Here is a 20,538-nt window from a genome sequence, read left to right on the forward strand (position 1 = left end):
ACCCTCAACCCCGTACAGCTTCCGGGTTTTGAAGGTTCTTTTAGGTTATACGCCCTGTTTGGATACAATCTCAAACAGCTCAGTCTGAAAGATCTGCATGCTTCTTTCCCAGGTGAAACGCCCCGAATCCAACTCTCCTCTCGCGGCTAGACGCTGACGGAGCTCTTTATTGTAAACAAGTGCAGAGACATCCTCGGCCAACCGGTTCTCGTAACGGTACGACATCAGGCAGTTATGCCCGTGTACACAGTATTCGAGATTGCCCCCGGAATATACGGTGACCAGCGCGGCACCGCAGCGCATAGCTTCCAGCCCCGGCAATGAGCCGGTGTCATAGGTGCTGGAGCTGACAAAAATGTCGCTCTCATTATAATGATACGACAGCTCAGAATCATTACCCGGAGTACGTATTTGAAACCGTCCATCCCCAAGCATCGCTTGCAGCGTTTCGGAGGAAGCATATTCCGACGGTGGCGTGATAATATATATCTCCACTTCAGGATGCCGCTGTTTCACTATGTCCAGCTGCTGAAGCAGATAATCCTGTTCCCGGTGGCCTGAGAACCCGCCCTCGGGACGGCGCATAATGGCCGAGACGACAATCTTATTCCCGCCTCTGCCGCGTAAATGGGTATTAGTGAAATCAGGGTTTAGACCAATCGGAACAATTCTGCCCTTAATGCCATGATTAATCCGTACGATCTCCTGCTGCCAGCGTGAGAGTACAAGCAGGTTGCGGGTGATATTATAAGAGGCGAACGACAGATTATTATTGGGTAAAAAAGTCGGCTCATAGCATAGGGCCAGCCGGATATGCAGCCCCTTGCCCTGTTTACTGGCCCGCTCTGCAACCGGCACCGTTGTATAATAGTTGGAGATGATCACATCCCCGTATGGAAAATCATCTTCGGTCAGCACCGTTGCCGGTGCAGTGATAATGGGGCATTTCATTTCATATTCCACAATGCCGTGACTGGGTAAAAGAACAACCACCTCATGGCCGATTTCCGCCAGACGGTTAGCCAGCTCGGCCAGCATCCGTTGCGCACCGCCTCTGGACAACGTCAGAATCGGGAATGTCAGTCTCATTTCCCTCTCTCCTTTCTCAGCAGCTGCGTCAGAATGCCTTGATGCCTGCTCTGCACCAGAGCAATCTCCCGGTTCTGCGCTTCACTGTGTATGACAGAGCCCATCTCTTTGTGCACACGGTAATCCAGCAGCGGCTCCTCGATATAGGACCATTCATAATACGGCAGGATACGCAGCCACAGATCATAATCCTGTGTATACAGGAATTTCTCGTTAAACCGTCCTACCTTATTGAAAATCTCCATGTCGAGCAGAACCGAGCTGCCGTTCACCGGACAGCCCGACATCATGGTCTCAATGAGATCACCCCTGTTATGAAACGGCATGCTGATGACTCCCGAGAACCGCTCTCCGAGCTCATTAATATAGTAATAGGCCGTATGGCTGAAGGAGGTTCCAGAGCTGCGGATGGCTTCCATTTGCCTTTTGATTTTATCCGGGTGGAACAGGTCATCAGCACTTAACCAGGCAAAATAAGCTCCGCTGGCCGCCTTGATTCCCATGTTGAGCGCCGAGGCGGTACCGCCGTTGGTTTTGCGGATATACACAATATTGTCCTTGTACGCCTCAAGCTTCTCCATATAGCGTGTAGAACCGTCATCGACAACGATCAGCTCAATGTCCGGGTAGCTCTGAGCCAGCACACTCTTCACCGCCAAATCCACATAAGGGCAATTGTAGAAGGGAATCACCACCGAAACCTTGGTTTTTGGAATCATGCGCTCACCTCCTTCCCGATTCAATTTATACTGTTTTGCAGGCCAGCAAAGCATCCAGCGGCGCATGATCCTCGCCAAACGCTTCACGGAATGAAGGATTCTCCGCATGATGGAAGCCTTTCAGTACAGTTACAGCGTAGCCCAGCTTCAGGAAATCCTCAGGCTCCCAGCCGCTCCAGTGCTTCTGGTAATACTCTCCGTGCAGGTTGAAATGATCCTTTCCCTCCTGCGGGAAGAACCCCCGCGGCGTGAATACGACTACCCGGTTCGAAGCAATGATCTCCGCTTTCCGCAGCAGCTCCGTGCCTTCTCTCATCGAGAAATGCTCCAGGGAATCAATCAGTGTAACCGCAGAGAATGTTCCCGGCAGAAACAGCTTATCAATATGGCTGGCATCGGCATGAACCGGAATGATATGCGGGGATTTGTATTTGCGGTGCAGCAGATAAGGTCTGTGGATATCCAGCCCCAGCACAACAGCCGCTTCATATCGTTCCAGCAGCGTACCGGTACCGCTGCCGATATCCAGGATACTCTCGGAGAATTTCAGCTGCTCCAGCAGGACCGGCAGGAAGTCTTTCACTTCTATTTCCCGGTACATATGCTTTCCCTCCTAAAAGTTGTGATAACATCAACTTCCTGAATTCTCTTCGCAAAACTCAATTCGGAAGCATGGGCTTAATTAGTTGCACCCGCTTCTTATTTCTACTCCTGCTTAGCCGCCCATGGAAGCGATCAGGCTGCTCAGCGGGGCATGATAGCGGGCATTGGTCGCTGCGGCTTCAGCCATAATGACATCATAATGTTTGATCGTCCCCATGCCGTCATGCCGGCGGTAGGCCGTTAAAGACTGATTGAGCATAATAGGAGGGTATCCGTTCAGAATCGCCCGGTACCACAAATCATAATCATGAGTGTACGGAAGAGCTTCATTGAACAGGCCGATGGCTCCGAATATCTCCCGCTTGAACATCACGGTGCAGCCGTTGATGGGATTGCCCTGCAGGAAACAGCGTAAATAGTCCAGCTGGTTATGAAACACTGCCGCTGCGTTCAGCTGGGTCAGCTGCGAATCCCCGTTAATGAAGTTGAAATTGGTGTATGTGATCAGCAAACGGTTCTGCTCCATGAACAGAACCTGGTTGTTGATCTTGTCACGATAGAACATATCATCCGAGCTAAGCCAGACTACATAATCCCCTGTAGAATGGGCAATACCGTGATTCAGTGCGGAGGCAGTACCACCATTGGCTTTGCCCAGGTAGTGAATATGCGGCAAATATGGGGTAATGCGCTCTGCATGCATGAATGATCCGTCATCAACCACGATAATCTCATAAGGCTGCCAGGATTGAGCCAAGGCGCTTTGCAGCGCCTGCTCAATATAAGGGCAATTATAAAAGGGAATGATTACCGATACTCTGGGCTTCATCATATTCTTCCTTCCTTGCCGGCCCTTGTATAGCCGATAATGTCCGCAAGTGACCGGTCCAGACCGATCCCCGGCTTCCAGCCGAGAACGGCGGCATTGTCCTCAGGTTCTTCCTGCAGCACTTCTCTATCAGCAGATGCAGAGGAAGGCTGCACTGGAACGGCAGATGCTGGGGAAGCAGCAGATGCAGACGAAGGCTTCGCCGGAACGGCAGATGCTGGGGAAGCAGCAGCCTGACCTTCCTCCGCATGCTGCGGTCCCCAGTCCATCTCCACCGGAGCCGCTGCATGGGCCAGCAGCTTCCCGGCAATCTCCCCAAGCTCCCGCTGCGCCCCGGAGTCAATCCGGTAGATCTTGCCGGTCTCTCCTTGATCCAGAATATAGCCATAGGCTCTAACGGCATCACGCACATCCAGAAAGTCGCGCTGCACATGCCGCGAGGAGATCCGGAATGCGGCGGGTGGAGCTTCTCCCCTGCCGGCCGCAGCTTCACTGCGCACAATATGCTGCGCCAGTAAGGAACAGAAGCCGGTGGACGGTCCGGGACCAATCAGATTGGAGGGCTCCGCCATCAGAACAGGCTGTTTGAACAGCGTCCCCCAGGCCAGCGACACCAGTTCCTCCAGCGTCTTGCTGAGACTGTAGGGATGTGGCGGGCCTGCCGCGGAATCCGGTCTGTACTTAAGGCGGGAGCCGGCCACCAGGATACGGCTGGCCGGCTGGAAACGCAGCGCCTCAAGCAAATACAATGTAGCCATTACATTAGTCTCCATATAGAGCAGCGGGTCTTGCCAGGACTCTGGAACCGAGTTCTTGCCTGCCAGGTGCAGCACCTGATCCGGCATGACCTCTCCAATCATCCCGGCGACAGCCTTACGGTCGCCGAGATCACAGATATATTGCTGAACGCCTGCCGGGAAGACGGAAGCTTCCGCTGCGCAGCGGCGTACCACAGCGGTCACTTCAGCTCCCTCAGCCGCAAAATAAGCTACGGCATGCCTGCCGGTAAAGCCGGCGGCTCCGGTTATCAGCAGCCTCCGGCCCTTCATGTCGGCATCTCTGAGCCGTGCATAAAGTCAGCCAGCTCCGCAAGCATCTCGGGATAGGACGGTAATTCGAAGTTCACGTCGCTTCTGGTGCTGATCAGCGTCCGGTCCTGCACATGGACCCGTTCGGGGATGATCTTGACATCCTCCTTATGAAACGCCGACTGCATCATCTGCAGCAGTTCATATTTGCTCACCGGCCGGGGATGGGCCAGATGGATCAGCCCGGACAGATCAGAGTCCAGCAGGGAACTGATCACTTTGGCCAGCTCCAGTGTGGTGACTCCGTTCCACATCACACGTTCATAGCCGGTTACCCGGCCCTTCTGGGCCAGGAACCATTCCATGAGCCCGATGCCGCCGGAGCGGATTTCGGGACCAATAATGGAGGTGCGGATCGTCAGGTGGCCGGGGTCACGCACTTCTCCAAGGCTTTTGGTGATGGCATAAACGGATGTGCCGTCAGTGGCATCCTCTTCTGTGTACCCGCCGCGCGTTCCTTCGAACACGCAGTCGGTACTGATGTGGATGAGCCGGGCATGGACGCTGTCCGCTGCCCGCCGCAGACGGTGGGGAAGGAATCCGTTGACATGGTAAGCACCGATTACGTCACGTTCGGCGAATTGATTCAGTACACCCATTGCATTAATCATGCAATGGGGAGAGACGATTTCGACCAGTTTCTCTACGCCGGCAATATCATCGGCATCCACATACAGCCCGCCAAGATCGTTCTTATCCCGGGTTGTATGGAAGACGTGATGCTTGCCCTGGCGGCGAAAAAAATCCGCCAGCATGTGACCCGCCATACCGTTTCCGCCGAGGATAAGCAGCTTCACTTGAGGAACCCTCCCCGGATCAGAATGTCCTTGATCTCTGCCTGATCCATCAGATTGTTCTCCGAGCTGAAGCTGTTGAAGGACACATGCGGGTATTCGCGGTAGTGCTCCTTCAGCTCCGGCATATCCAGGGTAGGAAGAATAACCAGATACTGCTCATCGTAGACAACGGTAGTTAAGCTCTCGAAATCACTCATGAGAATCTCATGGATTTTTTCACCCGGGCGGATTCCAGCCTCGATCATGCTGACATCTCTTCTGCCCGAAGATTCGATCAGTACCTCGGCCAAGTCCACGATCCGGCAGGTTGGCATGGTCATAACGAAGATCTCGCCGCCGATGCTGACCTCAGAGGCTTTGAACAGCAGCGTGATGGCATCGCGCAGGGTGAAGAAGAAGCGGGTCATATTCATATCTGTGATCCGCACCTGTCCCTTGTCCTTGATCTGCTTCATAAACAAGTGGACGACACTACCGTTCGTCCCCAGAACATTGCCGCCGCGCACCGTTACAAAACGGGTGCCTGAACCGATCAGGTTGGCGTATACGAACAGCTTCTCGCCGATCGCTTTGGTCATGCCGTAGAAGTTCGACGGATTGGCTGCTTTGTCGGTGGAGATGTAGATCGCTTTTTCCACATTGTTGGCAATCGCTGCTTCGATCACATTCTGCGTGCCGACCACATTGGTCTTCAGCGCCTCGTACGGCTGGTCTTCGCAGACAGGAACATGCTTGAGCGCCGCCAGATGGAACACATAATCCACTCCGCGGCATGCAGCCACGAGGGCATCCTTGTCACGGATATCGCCGATGACGAAGCTGAGGCGCTTATCCTCAAATTCACGGCTCATGGCTACCTGTGCAGACTCGCTGCGGGAGAATACGATGATTTCTTTGGGATGCTGCGGCAGCAGTTGCCGGATAAGCTCATGCCCCCAGGAACCGGTACCGCCTGTAACCAGAATCCGTTTATTATTGAACATGCAGGTTCCCTCCAAGCAGAAATTTAACTACTTTAACCGAGACATCGGGGGTAAGGTACCCTTCCGGCGCCTCCCAGGCAGGCTTAAGCGACGTCATCAGCCGGGTGCAGCGCAGAATACTGTTCTGCTCTACGCCGGACACTACATTACTTCCGCAATCGACCGTCTCCGGACGTTCTGTGGTCCGGCGGATGGTCACTGTCGGCACCCCCATCAGGCAGCATTCCTCTTGAACGGTGCCGCTGTCCGTAATGGCGCACAGGGCATAACGCTCCAGATGGACAAAATCAAAAAATCCGAAGGGCTCATGGAATTCTACCAGCGGGTTCATAGTCAGCGGGAACTGCTCCGTAAGCTTGGAGCGTGTACGGGGATGGATGCTGCAGATCAGGCGGAGTCCATAATGTTCAGCCACAAGGTTAAGTCCCGACATAATCTGGAGCAGGGATTCAGGATCATCGACATTCTCGGCCCGGTGGGCAGTCACCAGCAGATACCGGCCTGCTTCAAGGCTCAGCCGGGACAGAATATCGCTGGACCCGATTTGCTCCTCATAATGCGTAATCACCTCATGGATCGGATTGCCGGTTAACACGATACGCTGGCTGGGAAATCCTTCGCTGAGCAGATGTCTTTTACTCTGCTGGGTATAAGGCATATTTATGGTCGAGACGGCATCTATGACACGGCGGTTTTTCTCCTCCGGCACTTTCAAATCGTAACAGCGGTTGCCTGCTTCCATGTGGACCACAGGAATGCCCATCCGTTCGGCAAGGATTGCACACAGCGCGCTGTTCGTGTCACCCAGCAGCAGAATCCGGTCGGGCTTCTCCTGAAGCAGGATGCTCTCCAGGCTCCCGAACATGGCGGCCAGCTGGCCCCCGAGTCCGGCCTGCTTATCCTGCAGCACATAGTCCGGTGCGCGGAGTCCCAGCTCGGCGAAGAAAATCCCGCTGAGGCTGGCCGTGAAATTCTGTCCCGTATGCACCAGCACATGCCGCTCCGCATGCTCATCGAGCAGCGGAATGATGACGCTGAGGCGGATGATCTCGGGCCGTGTGCCCAAAATCGTCATGATCTTCATGGGTTCACTCCCCTTTGATTATGGCCTGCCCTTAAGGAGGGCAGGCGGTTCTGTCAGAGCTGGCAGCCGGTCCGGCGCAGCAGCGGTGAAGGACTGGCCCGCCAGTAGCGTTGGAATCAGGGGTAGTTGTGCCCCTGATTCTGGTGATTCCGCCGGGTGGAGCGGATTCAGGGGCATTTGTGCCCCTGATTGGCGCGAATCCGGCGGGGGCGGCGAATTCAGGGGCATTTGTGCCCCTGATTAGTGCGATTCCGGCGGGTGGAGCAAATTCAGGGGCATTTGTGCTCCTGATTGGCGCGATTCCGCCGGGTAGTGCGGATTCAGAGGGATTTATCCCTCTATTTAGCGCGATGCCGGCGGGTGGAGCGGATTCAGAGGGATTTATCCCTCTAATTAGCGCGATTCCGCCGGGTAGTGCGGATTTAGAGGGATTTATCCCTCTAATTAGCGCGATTCCGGCGGGTAATGCGGATTTAGAGGGATTTATCCCTCTAATTAGCGCGATTCCGCCGGGTAGTGCGGATTTAGAGGGATTTATCCCTCTAATTAGCGCGATTCCGGCGGGGCGGCGGATTTAGAGGGAGTTATCCCTCTATTTAGCGCGATTCCGGCGGGGGCGGCGGATTTAGAGGGATTTATCCCTCTATTTAGCGCGATTCCGGCGGGGGCGGCGGATTTAGAGGGATTTATCCCTCTATTTAGCGCGATTCCGGCGGGGGCGGCGGATTTAGAGGGATTTATACCTCTAATTAGTGCGATTCCGGCGGGGGCGGCGGATTTAGAGGGATTTATACCTCTAATTGGCGCGATTCCGGCGGGGGCGGCAGATTAAGAGGGATTTATCCCTCTAATTAGCGCAATTACGCCTGGTGGAGCAGATTTAGAGGGAGTTATCCCTCTATTTAGCGCGATTCCGGCGGGGGCGGCGGATTTAGAGGGATTTATACCTCTAATTGGCGCGATTCCGGCGGGGGCGGCAGATTAAGAGGGATTTATCCCTCTAATTAGCGCAATTACGCCTGGTGGAGCAGATTTAGAGGGAGTTATCCCTCTATTTAGCGCGATTCCGGCGGGTAATGCGGATTCAGAGGGATTTATCCCTCTGAGGGATGCGATGCCGGCGGCGGCTGGCGCAGCGCCGGCAAAGTGCCGGTCCGCGGACTCCCCCGCGGACCTCAGCCCGCCTTGCGCCGCCGTCTTCCCCGGCGGCGCGCATGGCCCGCGCGGCGGTGCTTGCCGCCGCCGCTGGCCTTCCGGCGCGCGGAGCCTGCCGCGCGTTTCTTACGGCGCGGGCGCGTTCCCGCCGCGCGCGCCCGGGCTTTGGCGCGGCGCAGCCTGCCGCGCCGGAGCTTCGCGCCCCGCAGCCGTGCGGCGCGGCGCGGGGCGTACCCGCGGCGCCTCTGCCGCGGGGGCATCCTCCCCGCCCGCCGGCGGAGCTGCGGGCGGGGCTTCTTCGGCGCCGCTGACTTGCGGCGGCGCGAGGCAATAGCGGAGATACCACCTCTCCGCTAAGCCGTACAGGCGGGCGCGGTAAGCCGCCGGGCCGTAGACGGCCTCGATGCGTTCCCGCGCCAGGCTGCCAATGGCCGCCGCCATGGCCGGAGCGGCCAGCAGCGTGTTCACCCGCTCGGCCAGCGCACCGATGTCGGCCGCAGGCACAAGCAGCTCGCCGCAGCCTGCAGCGTTCAGAATCTCCCGCAAGCCGCCGGAATCATAAGCAACCACCGGCTTGCCGAAGGCATAGCCTTCGAGCGCCGTCATGCCGAAGCCTTCACGGATCAGGCTGGGAACGACCAGCAGATCCATGGCGCAGTAGGCTGCGGGCAGACATTCTTCATATCCGACAAATCTGAACCGGGAGGTTAGCCCCTCCAGCTTCACCTTGCGGACACAGCGTTCATAGTAGCTTTTGTCTCCGGGGGAACCCACTACAATGTAACGGGCTGCCGGATGCTGCTCATGGACAAGGACAGCCATTTTGACGAAATGCTCCAGACCTTTTTCTTTATTAATGAAGGAAGAGACATAACCGATCAGCGGTTCCTCCGGCGCTACCTTCAGTTCACTCCGCCGTTCTCCCCGGAGCTTGCTCCAGGCTTCAAACATCATTTCCGTTTCATTCCAGGACGGGGGAGCTGGGTCACCTTGCCTTCACGGATATCCTCGGGGAAGCAAGCCGCAGCCGTCTGCGAGATGGCCAGAATCTCATCGCTGTTGTTATGGATCAGCTCCACGCTGATCGGAGTGAATTCGTTATCCGTAATGGTCTCGGAGATCTTCCACACCACCGGAATGCCCAGTGATTTCGCTGCCATCGGCGGCAGAGCATGCACACAGGTACTGGAAATAATGAACGACGGGCGCACACCCGCAAGCCAGTCACTCAGTTCTTGGTACTCCCGGCTCTCCTGAAGCTTGCGGATGTCTGCCGGAAGGCCTGCGTATGGAGTGTACATTCCATAGACAAGCGGAATAGATAACAGCTGGACATTGATTCCGTAGCTCCGAGCCAGGCGCGTCAGCTTCCCGTCCTGCGGGGCTACGAGAATACAATTAAAGTAAGGAGACAGCTCCCGGCTGAAGAACAACAGCAGCTTCTCCGCACCCGTAATACTGCGTGTATTGGAAACATGGGAAAAGAGGACGATTGTAGCTTTGTCGGCCATGGTGTCTCGGCGCTCCCCCGCGAGGGCTGTGGAGCAGCCATTCACCTCCCTAAAAGTTTTACGAAGCTTAGCATCAAGGCAATTTCATCGCAGTAAAACTCGCTTCGGAAGCGTAAACTTAAGTTTTACGAAGCATTCACTGCAGAGCATTTCTTCGTGTGAAACTCGCTCCGGAAGCATCATCTTAAGTTTTACGAGCATGCGCTAAGCTTTACTTTCTTTCATCCGGTGGATATCCGCCGCAGGCAGGCTAACATCATAACCCGGTACTCCATCCAGTATATTGAGGGGGCACAGATGCCGGCACGACACCTGTCCCCGGTGATGCGCACATTTTTCAATCGTTCTGCGGGGATTTAGCCGTAAATGACCGTCAGCAGCTGGTTCAGGCGTATGGTGTAGGTGTGGTCCTTCAGGGTCCGTTCAAAAGCGCGCAGCGCCATATCCCGGCGTTCCTCCTCATGCGTCAGGTAGAAACGGATTTTATCCATCATTTCCTGCGGGCTTGAGAAGGTGTCAATCTCTTCCCCGACCTTATAGAAGGAACCCATGTCATCCCGGGCGTCGCTGAGCTGCAGCGTGCCGCTGGCGGCGATTTCGAAGGTGCGGGGATTCGGCGATGCGGCCGGAATATACAACGTATTGTTATTGGCTACCTCATCAATGTGGGAGCGGTGCAGGTTGATGACAATCTTCGAACCGCTGTAGGTGACTGCCGTTTCCTGCGGAGACATCCATTTGCCGATCTCAATCCGGTCACCATAGATAGGCGCTTCCGGCAGACGGTCCCACCAGATTCCGTTAATCACCGTGTTGTAGCTCATCAGCTCCGGCATGATATCGCGGAAGAAATTGATCCGATTCCAGTAAGCAGACCCGATGAAGCTGACATCGCGGCTGACCGGCGAACGTCCGGTAGTCGGGCGGTAATGCTCGCGGTGGGCGGCAAAAGGCAGATAATGAACTTCAGAGCACCCGAGGCCGCGGTAGAACTCCACGCAATTACGCTCCAGAGTGAATACATAGTCATAGTGGGCGACGATTTTCATGGTGAAATCCGTATAGTACGGATCATCGGTGAGCCATATCGCAGTTTTAATGCCTCTGCCGCGCAGAACGGCGACCTGATCCAGCGGTAAATCCAGACCGTCCAGGACCAGGACCAGATCCGGACGCTGGGCCGAAGCCAGCTCCACCAGATTCTGGCGTACATCCGTAATTGTTACCTGCGCGGTCAGTCTTTGCAGGGCGAAGAGTACCGCATCATCAAGCGGAGAATACGGATACCCTTTGCCTGAAGCCACATACATGACATGGATATTGCGTACCGGAAGCGGCTCTTCCGGCCGGCCATCCAGAATCGCCAGGCGTCCGCGCAGGTAACCTTCGTCGTATCCGACCTTGAAGCCGGTAAGGCGGCCACTCAGTTTCTGCTCTTCCGCAGGGGTCCGCGGCAGAGGCGGCGCAGGCATTATAAATTGATTATTCATGTTTATTCGCTCCTTCTATCCCATAATGGATTTCACCCTTGTGCAGCAAGAACTCCCAGCAAATGAGGCAATCGCGCGGTAAATGTGTGGTGGCGCAGTGTCGTCTGCAGTCCCCGCAGCGCATACTTGCGGCGCTCCTGCTCATGCTTCAGGTAATAGTCAATTTTGCGTTTTAGCTCGTCGGCAGAAGCAAAGGTCTCCAGGTCATGACCCGGACGGTAGTGGCTGCCCAGGTCCTCGCGGATGTCGGTCAGCTGCATCGTTCCGCAGGCACTGATCTCATAGGTCCGGGGATTAATGGAGAGGGACGGCAGCTGGAAGGTATTCCGGTTGTCCTGCCCGCCTTCCCACGGACGGTGAATATTAATGACAAGCTTGGCACCGCTGTAATAGTTGGCCGTTTCCTCGGGAGGGATGAAGCCGCTTTTGATGAATGGAGACAGTTCTTCGAAGGTGTTCAGCCGTTCCCAGAAGCCGCCGGCGATCAGCACCTTCTTGCCGCGGAGGAACGGGGCCAGTTCATCGAACAGCTCCGTCCGGTTGCGGAAGGCATTGCCGATAAATACAACATCGTATTGATACTGCGGTCCGGTACGGCGCGGGTAGAACATCTGCGGGTTGACGCACAGCGGAAGGTAATGCACCGAAGTCACACCGAGGGAACGGTAGAATTCTACGCAGCCCAGTTCGTGTGTAAACACGTAATCATAGTGCCGGCAAATGACTGATGTGTCCTCGGTAAAATACGGGTCATCCACAAACCAGATCGCTGCCGGAATACCCAATTTTCTTATTTCCGTAATTTGTTCCAGATGATTCTCGGGAAACACATGCAGCCCGTTCATCACAAGCACCGCTCCCGGCGACTCACGCGCTGCCACCTCCAGCATGGTTTCCGGAGAACAGATAATTAGCTCACTGACCAGCTGCCGCAGCGCTTCTGTTACTCCCGTGTCTATCGCCTGAAACCCTTGGGGCACATACATCAGCTTAAACGGCCGGCATGCACCCACTACAGGAGAATTCAGACGCTTCACGGCTTCACACAAGCCGAGACGGTATCCTTCCGTGTAACCGTCACGGTAATCCCGCGGACGCACGTTTCTATTTTTTGCTTTCACGGCCTTCACCCTGCCCCGTCATATTCTCAAGACAGTGTACTATATGCGGAGTCAGCATCCGCCTCATGGACATCTGTCTGTATCACGGCGAAATTGGCACATGCCCCCTGTCTTTCGCCCGCATGGCCCGAACCTTTGCAGATTTCATCCACTCCAGTTCCCCGGAAAGTGAGGGGGAGCGCCGAAGCCTTTAGTCAGGTGCTTTGCGGGCACCCCAAAATTCATATAGAATCGAAGAAACAGCTTTCCATCTATCCGGCTAAGAGGAGGGATTTAGAAATGAGTTCGATGTATGACCCGATGCTCTATCTCCGCCATGTAGACCTGCTTCGTGAACAGGTGCCTTCCTTTGATACCTATCCGTTTAATCTGCCGGTGGTGCGGGCTTTGGAGCGGATTGCTTTTCAGAAGCAGGTTACATTTCTTGTAGGGGAGAACGGAACAGGGAAATCGACTGTACTGGAGGGAATCGCAGCCGCCTGGGGGTTCAACCCGGAAGGCGGAACGCTGAACTTCTCATTTAACACCCGAGCCTCGCATTCGAGTCTCTATGAATATCTGCGGATTGCCAAAGGGGTCAAGCGGCCGAGGGACGGCTTCTTCCTGCGTGCGGAGAGTTACTACAATGTGGCTACTTACATCGATGAGCTGGACGAGGACCCGGAGGCTGGGAGATCCATCAAAGACTCCTACGGCGGCAATTCTCTGCATGAGCAATCCCATGGAGAATCCTTCTTCTCCACTTTCGTCCACCGCTTCGGCGGACAGGGCATCTATATTCTGGACGAGCCGGAGGCGGCCTTGTCCCCCTTGCGGCAGATGTCGCTGCTGGTGCGGATGCATGAGCTGGCAGCACAGAACTCCCAGTTCATCATCGCTACTCACTCCCCGATTCTGATGTCCTATCCGGGTGCGGATATATTCCAGCTGGAGGGTGAGCGCATTACGCCTGTGGCTCTGGAAGACACAGACCACTATACGGTGACGCGGGCCTTCATGACCGACCGGCAGAGAATGCTCCGTGAGCTGCTGGGAGATGATTATGCTTCGGATGCTTCGGACATATAACAGAACAAAATCACCCTAGCAGGTGAATTAGGCTGGAGCTATGCAGCCGGTGCAGCTGATGTAGATTTTAAGCCCATCTCACATTGCTCTATTCTGACTACTTTGTTTGGGGCAGCCGCCGGTAAAATCAGGGGCACTTTTGCCCCTCATTCTTGCCTTGGGCCTGCGTCCGGCGAAATCAGCAGAGGGATTTATCCCTTTAATTTCCTCCTGCCGCCCACTTTTGGCGGAATCAGAGGGATTTATCCCTTTAATTTCCTCATATCGCTCACTTTCAGCGGAATCAGAGGGATTTATCCCTCTAATTTCCTCATATCGCCCACTTTCAGCGGAATTAGAGGGATTTATCCCTTTAATTTCCTCATACCGTCCACTTTCAGCGGAATTAGAGGGATTTATCCCTTTAATTTCCTCATACCGTCCACTTTCAGCGGAATTAGAGGGATTTATCCCTTTAATTTCCTCATACCGTCCACTTTCAGCGGAATTAGAGGGATTTATCCCTCTAATTTCCTCATATCGCTCACTTTCAGCGGAATCAGAGGGATTTATCCCTTTGATCTTCTCCTGCCTTCAGGGGCACTTTTGCCACTCTTTCCTGCCTGCCGCCCACTTTCGGCAGATTCAGGGGCACTTTTGCCACTCATTCTTGCCTTGGGCCTGCGTCCGGCGGGATCAGCAGAGGGATTTATCCCTCTAATTTCCTCATATCGTCCACTTTCAGCGGAATCAAAGGGATTTATCCCTTTGATTTCCCAAGTCTCCGGCTTCCGGGGATTCAGTGGAATTCCTGATACAAGAACACATTTGTCCTTCAGACGGACCTGCTTCAAATTCCAAAGAAAATGATCCACAACAGACGAATATCCTACTTTCCTATACAATCAAAAAAGACACTTTAGCGGCATATCTGCCGTTAAAGTGTCTTTTGAATTTACAAAGCTGCTCTTTGATTCTCTAATAAAGCTGGTCGTCCTTCTCTGTATTGCAATCACTGTACTCATTTAGGAGCGCATCCAGCTTCACCGATTGGCGAAGCACCCTTACATCCTGCATCCCGTGTTCCAGGGCTAGTTTGTTCAGTTCCTGCCTTGCCTGTTCAATCTTGTCCTTGTAATCATCATTACGCATAGCGGCCCCCTTGTAGAATGAGGCTGTTCCAAGCCATTTTCCACTCTTTTACTAAAGTTCCAAACACATTGTATTCTATAATCCGTAACGGGTCAATTAGCGGTTTGCCGCGAAAACAGGTTTCAAAAGCATAACGAGTTTATGCAAAGCCCAGCCAAACATCGCTACGGCCATCATATCGAAACAGACATTGAACAGGAACAGATGCTTGCCGATATCCGCCCGGCCGTCGCCGAGGATTGGCACCAGGAACGAGAACAGTCCAATCAGCCCCAGCAGCATCATCATTTCCCCGGCAATCCTCGCCTGCCGCCCCCTGCTTCGGAAGTAGTGAGCCAATACAATCGCATAATACACCAGATAGAATAGAACCAGAAACCCGAGCGTATGCGGCAGATGGTTCTTCTTGAACTGGCTCCATGTACTATAGGTATAGTCGATTGCCCTTTCGGGCTTCCCCATGCTCTTCTCATAGCTTCCGAGATAATAGGGACGGATGGACATGCTGTTCTTCGCTGCATATTTCATATTCTCTACCAGACGCGAAGGATGTTCCAGATAGAAGAAAAGCACGTCTTTGTGAGATACGAGATTATAGAAATCCGCTGTAAGTGAAGGATCATCCTGCTTAATGGCCGTACCGGCCTGGAAATAATTCGTCCCCGCCAGAACCTCCAGCCGCTCCGGTAGACCCAGATCACGAAGATCACCGCGCACATCCGGCGACTCGTTCAGAATTCCGAAAAACACCGTCTGATAGAGGTTGATATGCCTCAGTTCCTTCGGTGCAGCCACGTACAAAGCCACGGACACGAGCGCCGTCGCCACCGCGAACCGGAGCGCCAGCTTGCGCCAGTTCCCTGTTCCATTCAAGGTTCGCAAACGCAGGAAGATCAGGGCAAACGCCAGGCCGACGGGTGCGTTCTGGATTTTGGAGCAGACCAGAAACAGCACGGCAATAAAGAACAGCTTCAGCCCGCCTGCCGGCGGCCGCTCTGATCCGGCCAGCCGGAGTCCGAGCGCGAAGGTGAGCAGCATGAACACCATCGATACCGGCTCACCGAACAGCGAATTGAAATAAGCCAGATAACCGATATCATAGAAGACAAACAGCAGCCCCGCCCCCAGCAGCAGCCCCGTAATATAGGAGCCTCTGGCCCCGAGCTTCACGAGCAGCCATGTCGCCCACAGCAGCAGCATAGCGTAGACGCACGCAACCAGCCGGATATCGAAGTAACTTCCATGCAACAGCCCGGCAAGCAGTCGCGGCACCAGCACAACGAGAATTTGTGAGGAAGGATAGAAGCCCTTGAACAGATTTTCATAGGAAAACCGGCTATGGCTATAGCTGAAAAAGCGGTCCGCATAGCTTTCTGTGTTGTCATAATAATTCAGTCCGACCGTCTCCATCATGCGCTTGAAATCCCCGTTGTCGGCAACGCCGGAGAAGGGTTTCAGGAACAAGAGATAGAGGATCAGAACGCAGCCCGCAAGGGCCACAAGAGTCTCTGCTTTATTCAGCTTTTTCAAATCCCTGTCTCTCCTCCTAACGCTGCGGAAGCAGCTTCACGTATTCATCGGACAAACCCATCAGCTTCAGGATATAGTCGTAATCGGTCTGATATTTACTGAAATCCTCCACCGGCTCATACGTATCCAGCGAGATGGCCTCTCCGTCCGCGAAGCTTTTGCCGGGCACGAACATCACCTCATCATTAAAAAAGGAGCCCGTAGGCAAATAATAACGCATCCCCACCACATTGCTGTCAATATTGAGCAGATCATGCCCAAAAGCGGTAAAGCCTTCGTCCTTCAGTGATACCCCCAGCAGGTTGGCCACCGTAGGGAGCACATCCAGCTGTCCGCCGGTCCGCTCCACGACCTGTCCCTGCTCCATCCCGGGCACATGAATAATCAGCGGAATGTTAAACCGGCTGATCCGGTCATCATACGGGGTTCCGAGCGCTTCCTCCACCTGCTCCGCCGGGACATCCTTCGGCTGCAGGCCGAAATGGTCGCCGTACAGCACCAGCACAGTATCATCCCACATGCCCTGCTGCTTCAGCCCGTCAATCAAAGTGCCAACCGCATAATCCGTATAATTCACTGCCGTCAGGTAATCGCCCAGCATTGTGCCCTGCAGATCCTCCGGAACCTTAATCTTCTTGAAGCTGTCCGGAATCTGGAACGGATGATGGCTGGAGGCCGTTACGAGCTGGGCATAAAAAGGCGTACCCTTCTTCTGCAATGCCGCCAGCTTCTCCACCGCTGTAGCATAGAGCTGCTCATCCGAAGCCCCGAAGGCGTTGAAATGATCATTTTTAAAATACCCTTTATCATAGTAGCCATTGAAGCCAAGCGCCGGGTACAGCTCGTTGCGGTTCCAGAAACCAACCTTGTTCACGTGGAAAGTGTACGCTTCATACCCTTTATCCCGCAGCAGACGCGGTAGCCCCGGCAGTTCCCGGTCTCCGAAGCCCGTTGACATCGCAAGCGTTGCAATGGGATAAACCGAAGTATTGCTCATGAACTCCGCATCCGAGGTGTTGCCCGGACCAACCTGCTGGAAGACATGCGGGAAATAAAAGCCCTCTCCGGCCAAGCCGTTCAGCACCGGTGTCAGCTCCTGGCCATCCAGCGACTGATGCAGCGGAAAATTCTGAAATGCTTCCATTTGGATTACAATTACATTTTTACCCTTTTGCGATCCAAAATATTCCGGCAGTCCCCCTGCGATATCCTTGTATGGATAAGCAGCTTCCAGCGCCTCCACCTTGGCAATCGTTTCGTTGATATCCCCGGTGCCGATGAGACCGTTATCCTCCTGGGCTTTGATCGCGGCAACCACCTCATAGTTCAGAAATCCGGCGCTTTCCGCTTGAACCAGCTCATTCGTAATTCCGCGTGCAGAATCAATGGAATAGGCCGACAATGAACCGCCGCCGATAATAGCCACCAGCAGGGCGATCAGATAGACTCTCCGGGCTCTGCGTGAAGGCTGACTGCCACGCTGCTGCTGTACAGGACCATTCTTCCATCTGCGGAACAGCAAATAAATGATCATAATGACCAGATCGGCAAAAAACAGATAATCGATCAGCTCAATCGTAGATTCTACGCTTTCCTTCACCTGGAACACCTGATTCAGCTCATAGAGCGCCAGATAAGTCGGCACCGAGCCGAAATGATTGAAGTACACACTGGCCGCGAAGAACAGCAGCGACAACAGACCATTGAAGCCCCAGAAGACGGCCTTCCTCATCCGCACAGGTGTAATAAGAGCCAGCACCCCCATCATCATCAGCACCGGTGCAATATCCGCAGCAATCCATTCCCACGCAATCCGGTCAAAAAACAAACCCCTCAGCAGCAGCAGCTTTAGCCAGACCAGTCCGATAACGATATAGAAATGAGCCTGCACCGGCACATGTTTCTTGTCGTTCATAATAATACTATCCCCTCTTACTCTCTTTATTGAAAATCTCTGTAAACTCTATTGCATTTTTCTGTAAAAGTTCAGATTTCTCTAGTATAGCAATACTTGAAATAGTTATCAAAACTGGAGGTTCTATTAAAGTAAAAAGACGCCGCCCTGGCGGGGCGTGCGTCCTTGTTCAATCTTATGAAAATGATAGATTATTCGGCAGTGGCTGGCGTCTGCTGGATCATGTAAAAAGTGCCGTCCAGATTATACGACCCGGTAATGATTGTTGCTCCGTCAGGACTTTTAAAAGCAATCGATCCTATGCCTGACATCTCCTTGACGATTGTATACTCCCCCAGCCGAATGCCGAACATTTCGTCGGCGATGGCAGCAGCAGAGCGCTGGAACTTCGCCTTATCCATATCCAGCAGATTCGTGTTTGGATCGGCGGAGCTGAATGACTTCTCATCGTAAAGTGAAACATCGAACACATGCAGTATGTCTTGTGTAGCGTAGTCCATCATAACTGTAGTAGCCCCGCGTTCACTCTCTCCATACGTCAAAACGAGTACATCCCATTTCTGCGCAACGGTGCGCTTGATGGAATAGAGGTGATCGGTGCCCTTTTCCCTTAGCAGCTTAATTGCCTTAAGACCTTCCTGCTTCACTTCCGCACTCACCTCATTCTCACCCATTTTGAAGGTCGAGCTGCGGTAGACGCCGTTCTCGTAATCAATCTGCCCTTCCTCCGCTATGAGACTGTCATCGGTCTGAATGCCCTGTTCATCAGCGTTTGTCCCGTAGTGGACGGAATGGTGAAGCGCGGTAACTGTGAATTCTCCCTTGTAACCAGCTTTCCGCAGCTGATCCATCGCTTTATCAATGAACTTGGAGTCGATTTCTTCAGGAGCGAAAAAGGTATCCATGTACGTCCGCACTACCTTGCCAGTCTCTGTTTCAAACCAGATTTTAGCAAAACTATCCCCATCTATAAATTCGGCCAGGGTTTCTCCTTCTTCCACGAGCGGCTCTAGGCTCACAAAGGGAAGCTTCTTCCCAAGCTGCTCCTGCATTACCTGCTCTGCAGTTTCCCTAAACCCTTCATCCGTAAGATCAGCCTGGCTCGCAACCGGCGGATCGATTATTCCTGCGCTGCTTACCTGTAACGGATTAAAACCCCCGTGCTGACCGGACCAGCCACTTCCCCAATACACTGCCCCGGCTCCGAACAACAGGAGGATGACGGCGGCGGAGAGTATCCGCAGGCGGATCACCCTGCGACGCCGGCCGGATGGCAGCACCTGGTTTAGTGAGGAACCGTCCATTCCAATCTGCCGGGCCACCTTGCCAGCAGCTTCTTCCGTAAATTTCATTTCCGGAAACGGGCCTTTACGGGCCTGCTCATACCACTGCGGCTCCTGCTCACGCTTATCCATTACTCCATCCTCCTTAGTTTGTCCTGGATTTTATGACGTGCGCGGTGCAGCCTCGATTTGACAGTGCCCGGGGATATCCCGATCAGCCCAGCGATTTCCCGGACCGACAGCTCTGCCTTAAGATCAAGCACCAGCACCTCACGCAGCTTATCCGGCAGCTTCATTATCATGCTCCAGATCTCATCCACCTGCCGGTTACCGAGATATTCCATCTCCGCCGAACGGGCAACAACCGCCTGCCCCGCTGCTGCCTCTTTCCGATGCTGAGCCGTAGCGGGTAACGGCTGCATCCCGCCCCACAGCCCGGAGCGGAAAAACCGCGATTTGCGGTAGGAGAATACCGTATTGCGGGCAATCGTGAACAGCCAGGTTTTGAGCGATGAAATCCCCCGGTAGGTACCGATCCGGTAAAAGCATTTGATGAACACCTCCTGCGTGAGCTCATCCGCCTGATCACTGTTTTTGGTCAAGAAATAAATATAATTCCACACATCTTCCCCATAAAGCTTCATTATCTGCCGCAGCTGCTCTTCACTGATAGCCTCCGCCTGCTCCAATCCATCCAGTTCCAATGGGTTCACCTCACTATATTTGACCTCAAGAATGGAGGGAGGGTTCACTTTTTCTAATAAAAATCAACTCATTCCTTCATCCAGCCTGCTCCTCAGTGAAAAAGCGGACTTCCCGGGCAGCCGACGTTGTTGCGTAAATTTTTTAATTCAAAAATCCTGCACAGAATACAACATTTCCCTGGTTATTTCGGTTCCATTTCGAAATTGTTGTACAAAAAGCAGCATATCTCCTACTCCAAACGGGTTAGCGGGACAATTGTTGTAATTTGTACAACAAGCCTCACGAACACCATGGTATCTTGCGATTCAAGTTGCAAAAAGTACAACATTTCCGCCAGTACAGCGTGTATTTAACTCAAAAAAAACAAAAAACAGAGGACCTGAGTCCCCTGCATAGTATATAGCTTGAACGAGAGGCTTGCCCACTGTTCGCACCGA

Annotated in this window: 19 protein-coding genes; 2 read left to right on the top strand and 17 right to left on the bottom strand. The window is 53.8% G+C overall.

Annotation, left to right across the window (positions count from 1 at the left end; all coding sequences use genetic code 11):
- Positions 1–45: 45 nt before the first annotated feature.
- The 8 genes from NSU01_RS29100 to wecB all read right to left on the bottom strand — a co-directional run bounded on the left by NSU01_RS29100 (position 46) and on the right by wecB (position 7,192).
- Entirely contained in the window at positions 46–1,089 is a 1,044-nt protein-coding gene (locus NSU01_RS29100; protein WP_042139746.1) for a glycosyltransferase family 4 protein, read from the bottom strand.
- Positions 1,086–1,808: a glycosyltransferase gene (locus tag NSU01_RS29105; RefSeq protein WP_042139747.1), complete on the bottom strand. Its 723-nt coding sequence runs from the start codon at positions 1,806–1,808 to the stop codon at positions 1,086–1,088. The genes NSU01_RS29100 and NSU01_RS29105 overlap by 4 nt, the downstream gene beginning before the upstream one ends.
- A gap of 25 nt (positions 1,809–1,833) precedes the next feature.
- The gene (locus NSU01_RS29110; protein WP_042139748.1) at positions 1,834–2,409 is read right to left on the bottom strand and encodes a class I SAM-dependent methyltransferase; all 576 of its coding nucleotides are present in this window, start codon (positions 2,407–2,409) and stop codon (positions 1,834–1,836) included.
- 114 nt (positions 2,410–2,523) lie between these two features.
- Entirely contained in the window at positions 2,524–3,240 is a 717-nt protein-coding gene (locus NSU01_RS29115; protein ID WP_042141602.1) for a glycosyltransferase, read from the bottom strand.
- On the bottom strand, positions 3,240–4,289 hold the full coding sequence (locus tag NSU01_RS29120) for an NAD-dependent epimerase/dehydratase family protein (protein WP_076247556.1): 1,050 nt from the start codon (positions 4,287–4,289) through the stop codon (positions 3,240–3,242). Before NSU01_RS29120 ends, NSU01_RS29115 begins: the two co-directional genes overlap by 1 nt.
- Entirely contained in the window at positions 4,286–5,125 is an 840-nt protein-coding gene (locus tag NSU01_RS29125) for an SDR family oxidoreductase (protein WP_042139750.1), read from the bottom strand. Before NSU01_RS29125 ends, NSU01_RS29120 begins: the two co-directional genes overlap by 4 nt.
- The gene (locus NSU01_RS29130; protein WP_076247554.1) at positions 5,122–6,108 is read right to left on the bottom strand and encodes a polysaccharide biosynthesis protein; all 987 of its coding nucleotides are present in this window, start codon (positions 6,106–6,108) and stop codon (positions 5,122–5,124) included. The genes NSU01_RS29125 and NSU01_RS29130 overlap by 4 nt, the downstream gene beginning before the upstream one ends.
- The gene (wecB, locus tag NSU01_RS29135; protein ID WP_076247552.1) at positions 6,098–7,192 is read right to left on the bottom strand and encodes a UDP-N-acetylglucosamine 2-epimerase (non-hydrolyzing); all 1,095 of its coding nucleotides are present in this window, start codon (positions 7,190–7,192) and stop codon (positions 6,098–6,100) included. The genes NSU01_RS29130 and wecB overlap by 11 nt, the downstream gene beginning before the upstream one ends.
- 128 nt (positions 7,193–7,320) lie before the next feature.
- Here wecB and NSU01_RS29140 point away from each other — a divergent pair, with 128 nt between their 5' ends.
- Positions 7,321–7,770, top strand: a complete 450-nt coding sequence (locus NSU01_RS29140; RefSeq protein ID WP_339302367.1) for a hypothetical protein — start codon at positions 7,321–7,323, stop codon at positions 7,768–7,770.
- A 703-nt stretch (positions 7,771–8,473) separates the two neighbouring features.
- On the opposite strand, the gene NSU01_RS29145 is transcribed toward NSU01_RS29140, so the two are convergent.
- From NSU01_RS29145 to NSU01_RS29160, 4 genes are all read right to left on the bottom strand, one after another.
- A complete protein-coding gene (locus tag NSU01_RS29145; RefSeq protein ID WP_339302368.1) occupies positions 8,474–9,301 on the bottom strand; it encodes a glycosyltransferase family 4 protein in 828 nt (275 codons plus the stop codon).
- The gene (locus NSU01_RS29150) at positions 9,298–9,858 is read right to left on the bottom strand and encodes a hypothetical protein (protein ID WP_339302369.1); all 561 of its coding nucleotides are present in this window, start codon (positions 9,856–9,858) and stop codon (positions 9,298–9,300) included. The genes NSU01_RS29145 and NSU01_RS29150 overlap by 4 nt, the downstream gene beginning before the upstream one ends.
- Before the next feature lie 356 nt (positions 9,859–10,214).
- Positions 10,215–11,348 (bottom strand): glycosyltransferase, encoded by a 1,134-nt coding sequence (locus NSU01_RS29155; protein ID WP_076247543.1) that lies wholly within the window; start codon positions 11,346–11,348, stop codon positions 10,215–10,217.
- Positions 11,349–11,380: 32 nt separating this feature from the next.
- Positions 11,381–12,469, bottom strand: a complete 1,089-nt coding sequence (locus NSU01_RS29160; protein ID WP_042139758.1) for a DUF3880 domain-containing protein — start codon at positions 12,467–12,469, stop codon at positions 11,381–11,383.
- Between the two features lie 288 nt (positions 12,470–12,757).
- Between NSU01_RS29160 and NSU01_RS29165 the strand changes: the two genes are divergently transcribed.
- Positions 12,758–13,537: an AAA family ATPase gene (locus NSU01_RS29165; RefSeq protein ID WP_076247584.1), complete on the top strand. Its 780-nt coding sequence runs from the start codon at positions 12,758–12,760 to the stop codon at positions 13,535–13,537.
- A 957-nt stretch (positions 13,538–14,494) separates the two neighbouring features.
- Here the strand turns inward: NSU01_RS29165 and NSU01_RS29170 are convergent.
- The 5 genes from NSU01_RS29170 to NSU01_RS29190 all read right to left on the bottom strand — a co-directional run bounded on the left by NSU01_RS29170 (position 14,495) and on the right by NSU01_RS29190 (position 20,109).
- The gene (locus NSU01_RS29170) at positions 14,495–14,668 is read right to left on the bottom strand and encodes an aspartyl-phosphate phosphatase Spo0E family protein (protein WP_081970240.1); all 174 of its coding nucleotides are present in this window, start codon (positions 14,666–14,668) and stop codon (positions 14,495–14,497) included.
- Between the two features lie 96 nt (positions 14,669–14,764).
- Positions 14,765–16,198 (bottom strand): hypothetical protein, encoded by a 1,434-nt coding sequence (locus NSU01_RS29175; protein WP_076247541.1) that lies wholly within the window; start codon positions 16,196–16,198, stop codon positions 14,765–14,767.
- Positions 16,199–16,214: 16 nt separating this feature from the next.
- Positions 16,215–18,113, bottom strand: a complete 1,899-nt coding sequence (locus NSU01_RS29180) for an LTA synthase family protein (RefSeq protein ID WP_076247539.1) — start codon at positions 18,111–18,113, stop codon at positions 16,215–16,217.
- A 191-nt stretch (positions 18,114–18,304) separates the two neighbouring features.
- A complete protein-coding gene (locus NSU01_RS29185; protein ID WP_076247536.1) occupies positions 18,305–19,528 on the bottom strand; it encodes a hypothetical protein in 1,224 nt (407 codons plus the stop codon).
- Positions 19,528–20,109, bottom strand: coding sequence for an RNA polymerase sigma factor (locus tag NSU01_RS29190; RefSeq protein WP_339302370.1), 582 nt, complete (start codon positions 20,107–20,109; stop codon positions 19,528–19,530). The genes NSU01_RS29185 and NSU01_RS29190 overlap by 1 nt, the downstream gene beginning before the upstream one ends.
- Positions 20,110–20,538 lie beyond the last annotated feature (429 nt).

This window comes from Paenibacillus sp. FSL H8-0259 (assembly GCF_037963255.1).
GTDB classification, from domain to species: domain Bacteria; phylum Bacillota; class Bacilli; order Paenibacillales; family Paenibacillaceae; genus Paenibacillus_AQ; species Paenibacillus_AQ phytohabitans.

Coding starts and splice junctions, on each gene's coding strand:
- NSU01_RS29100 (WP_042139746.1), bottom strand. CDS start 1,089: ATGAGACTGACATTCCCGATTCTGACGTTGTCCAGAGGCGGTGCGCAA.
- NSU01_RS29105 (WP_042139747.1), bottom strand. CDS start 1,808: ATGATTCCAAAAACCAAGGTTTCGGTGGTGATTCCCTTCTACAATTGC.
- NSU01_RS29110 (WP_042139748.1), bottom strand. CDS start 2,409: ATGTACCGGGAAATAGAAGTGAAAGACTTCCTGCCGGTCCTGCTGGAG.
- NSU01_RS29115 (WP_042141602.1), bottom strand. CDS start 3,240: ATGAAGCCCAGAGTATCGGTAATCATTCCCTTTTATAATTGCCCTTAT.
- NSU01_RS29120 (WP_076247556.1), bottom strand. CDS start 4,289: ATGAAGGGCCGGAGGCTGCTGATAACCGGAGCCGCCGGCTTTACCGGC.
- NSU01_RS29130 (WP_076247554.1), bottom strand. CDS start 6,108: ATGTTCAATAATAAACGGATTCTGGTTACAGGCGGTACCGGTTCCTGG.
- wecB (WP_076247552.1), bottom strand. CDS start 7,192: ATGAAGATCATGACGATTTTGGGCACACGGCCCGAGATCATCCGCCTC.
- NSU01_RS29145 (WP_339302368.1), bottom strand. CDS start 9,301: ATGATGTTTGAAGCCTGGAGCAAGCTCCGGGGAGAACGGCGGAGTGAA.
- NSU01_RS29150 (WP_339302369.1), bottom strand. CDS start 9,858: ATGGCCGACAAAGCTACAATCGTCCTCTTTTCCCATGTTTCCAATACA.
- NSU01_RS29155 (WP_076247543.1), bottom strand. CDS start 11,348: ATGAATAATCAATTTATAATGCCTGCGCCGCCTCTGCCGCGGACCCCT.
- NSU01_RS29165 (WP_076247584.1), top strand. CDS start 12,758: ATGTATGACCCGATGCTCTATCTCCGCCATGTAGACCTGCTTCGTGAA.
- NSU01_RS29170 (WP_081970240.1), bottom strand. CDS start 14,668: ATGCGTAATGATGATTACAAGGACAAGATTGAACAGGCAAGGCAGGAA.
- NSU01_RS29180 (WP_076247539.1), bottom strand. CDS start 18,113: ATGAACGACAAGAAACATGTGCCGGTGCAGGCTCATTTCTATATCGTT.
- NSU01_RS29185 (WP_076247536.1), bottom strand. CDS start 19,528: ATGGATAAGCGTGAGCAGGAGCCGCAGTGGTATGAGCAGGCCCGTAAA.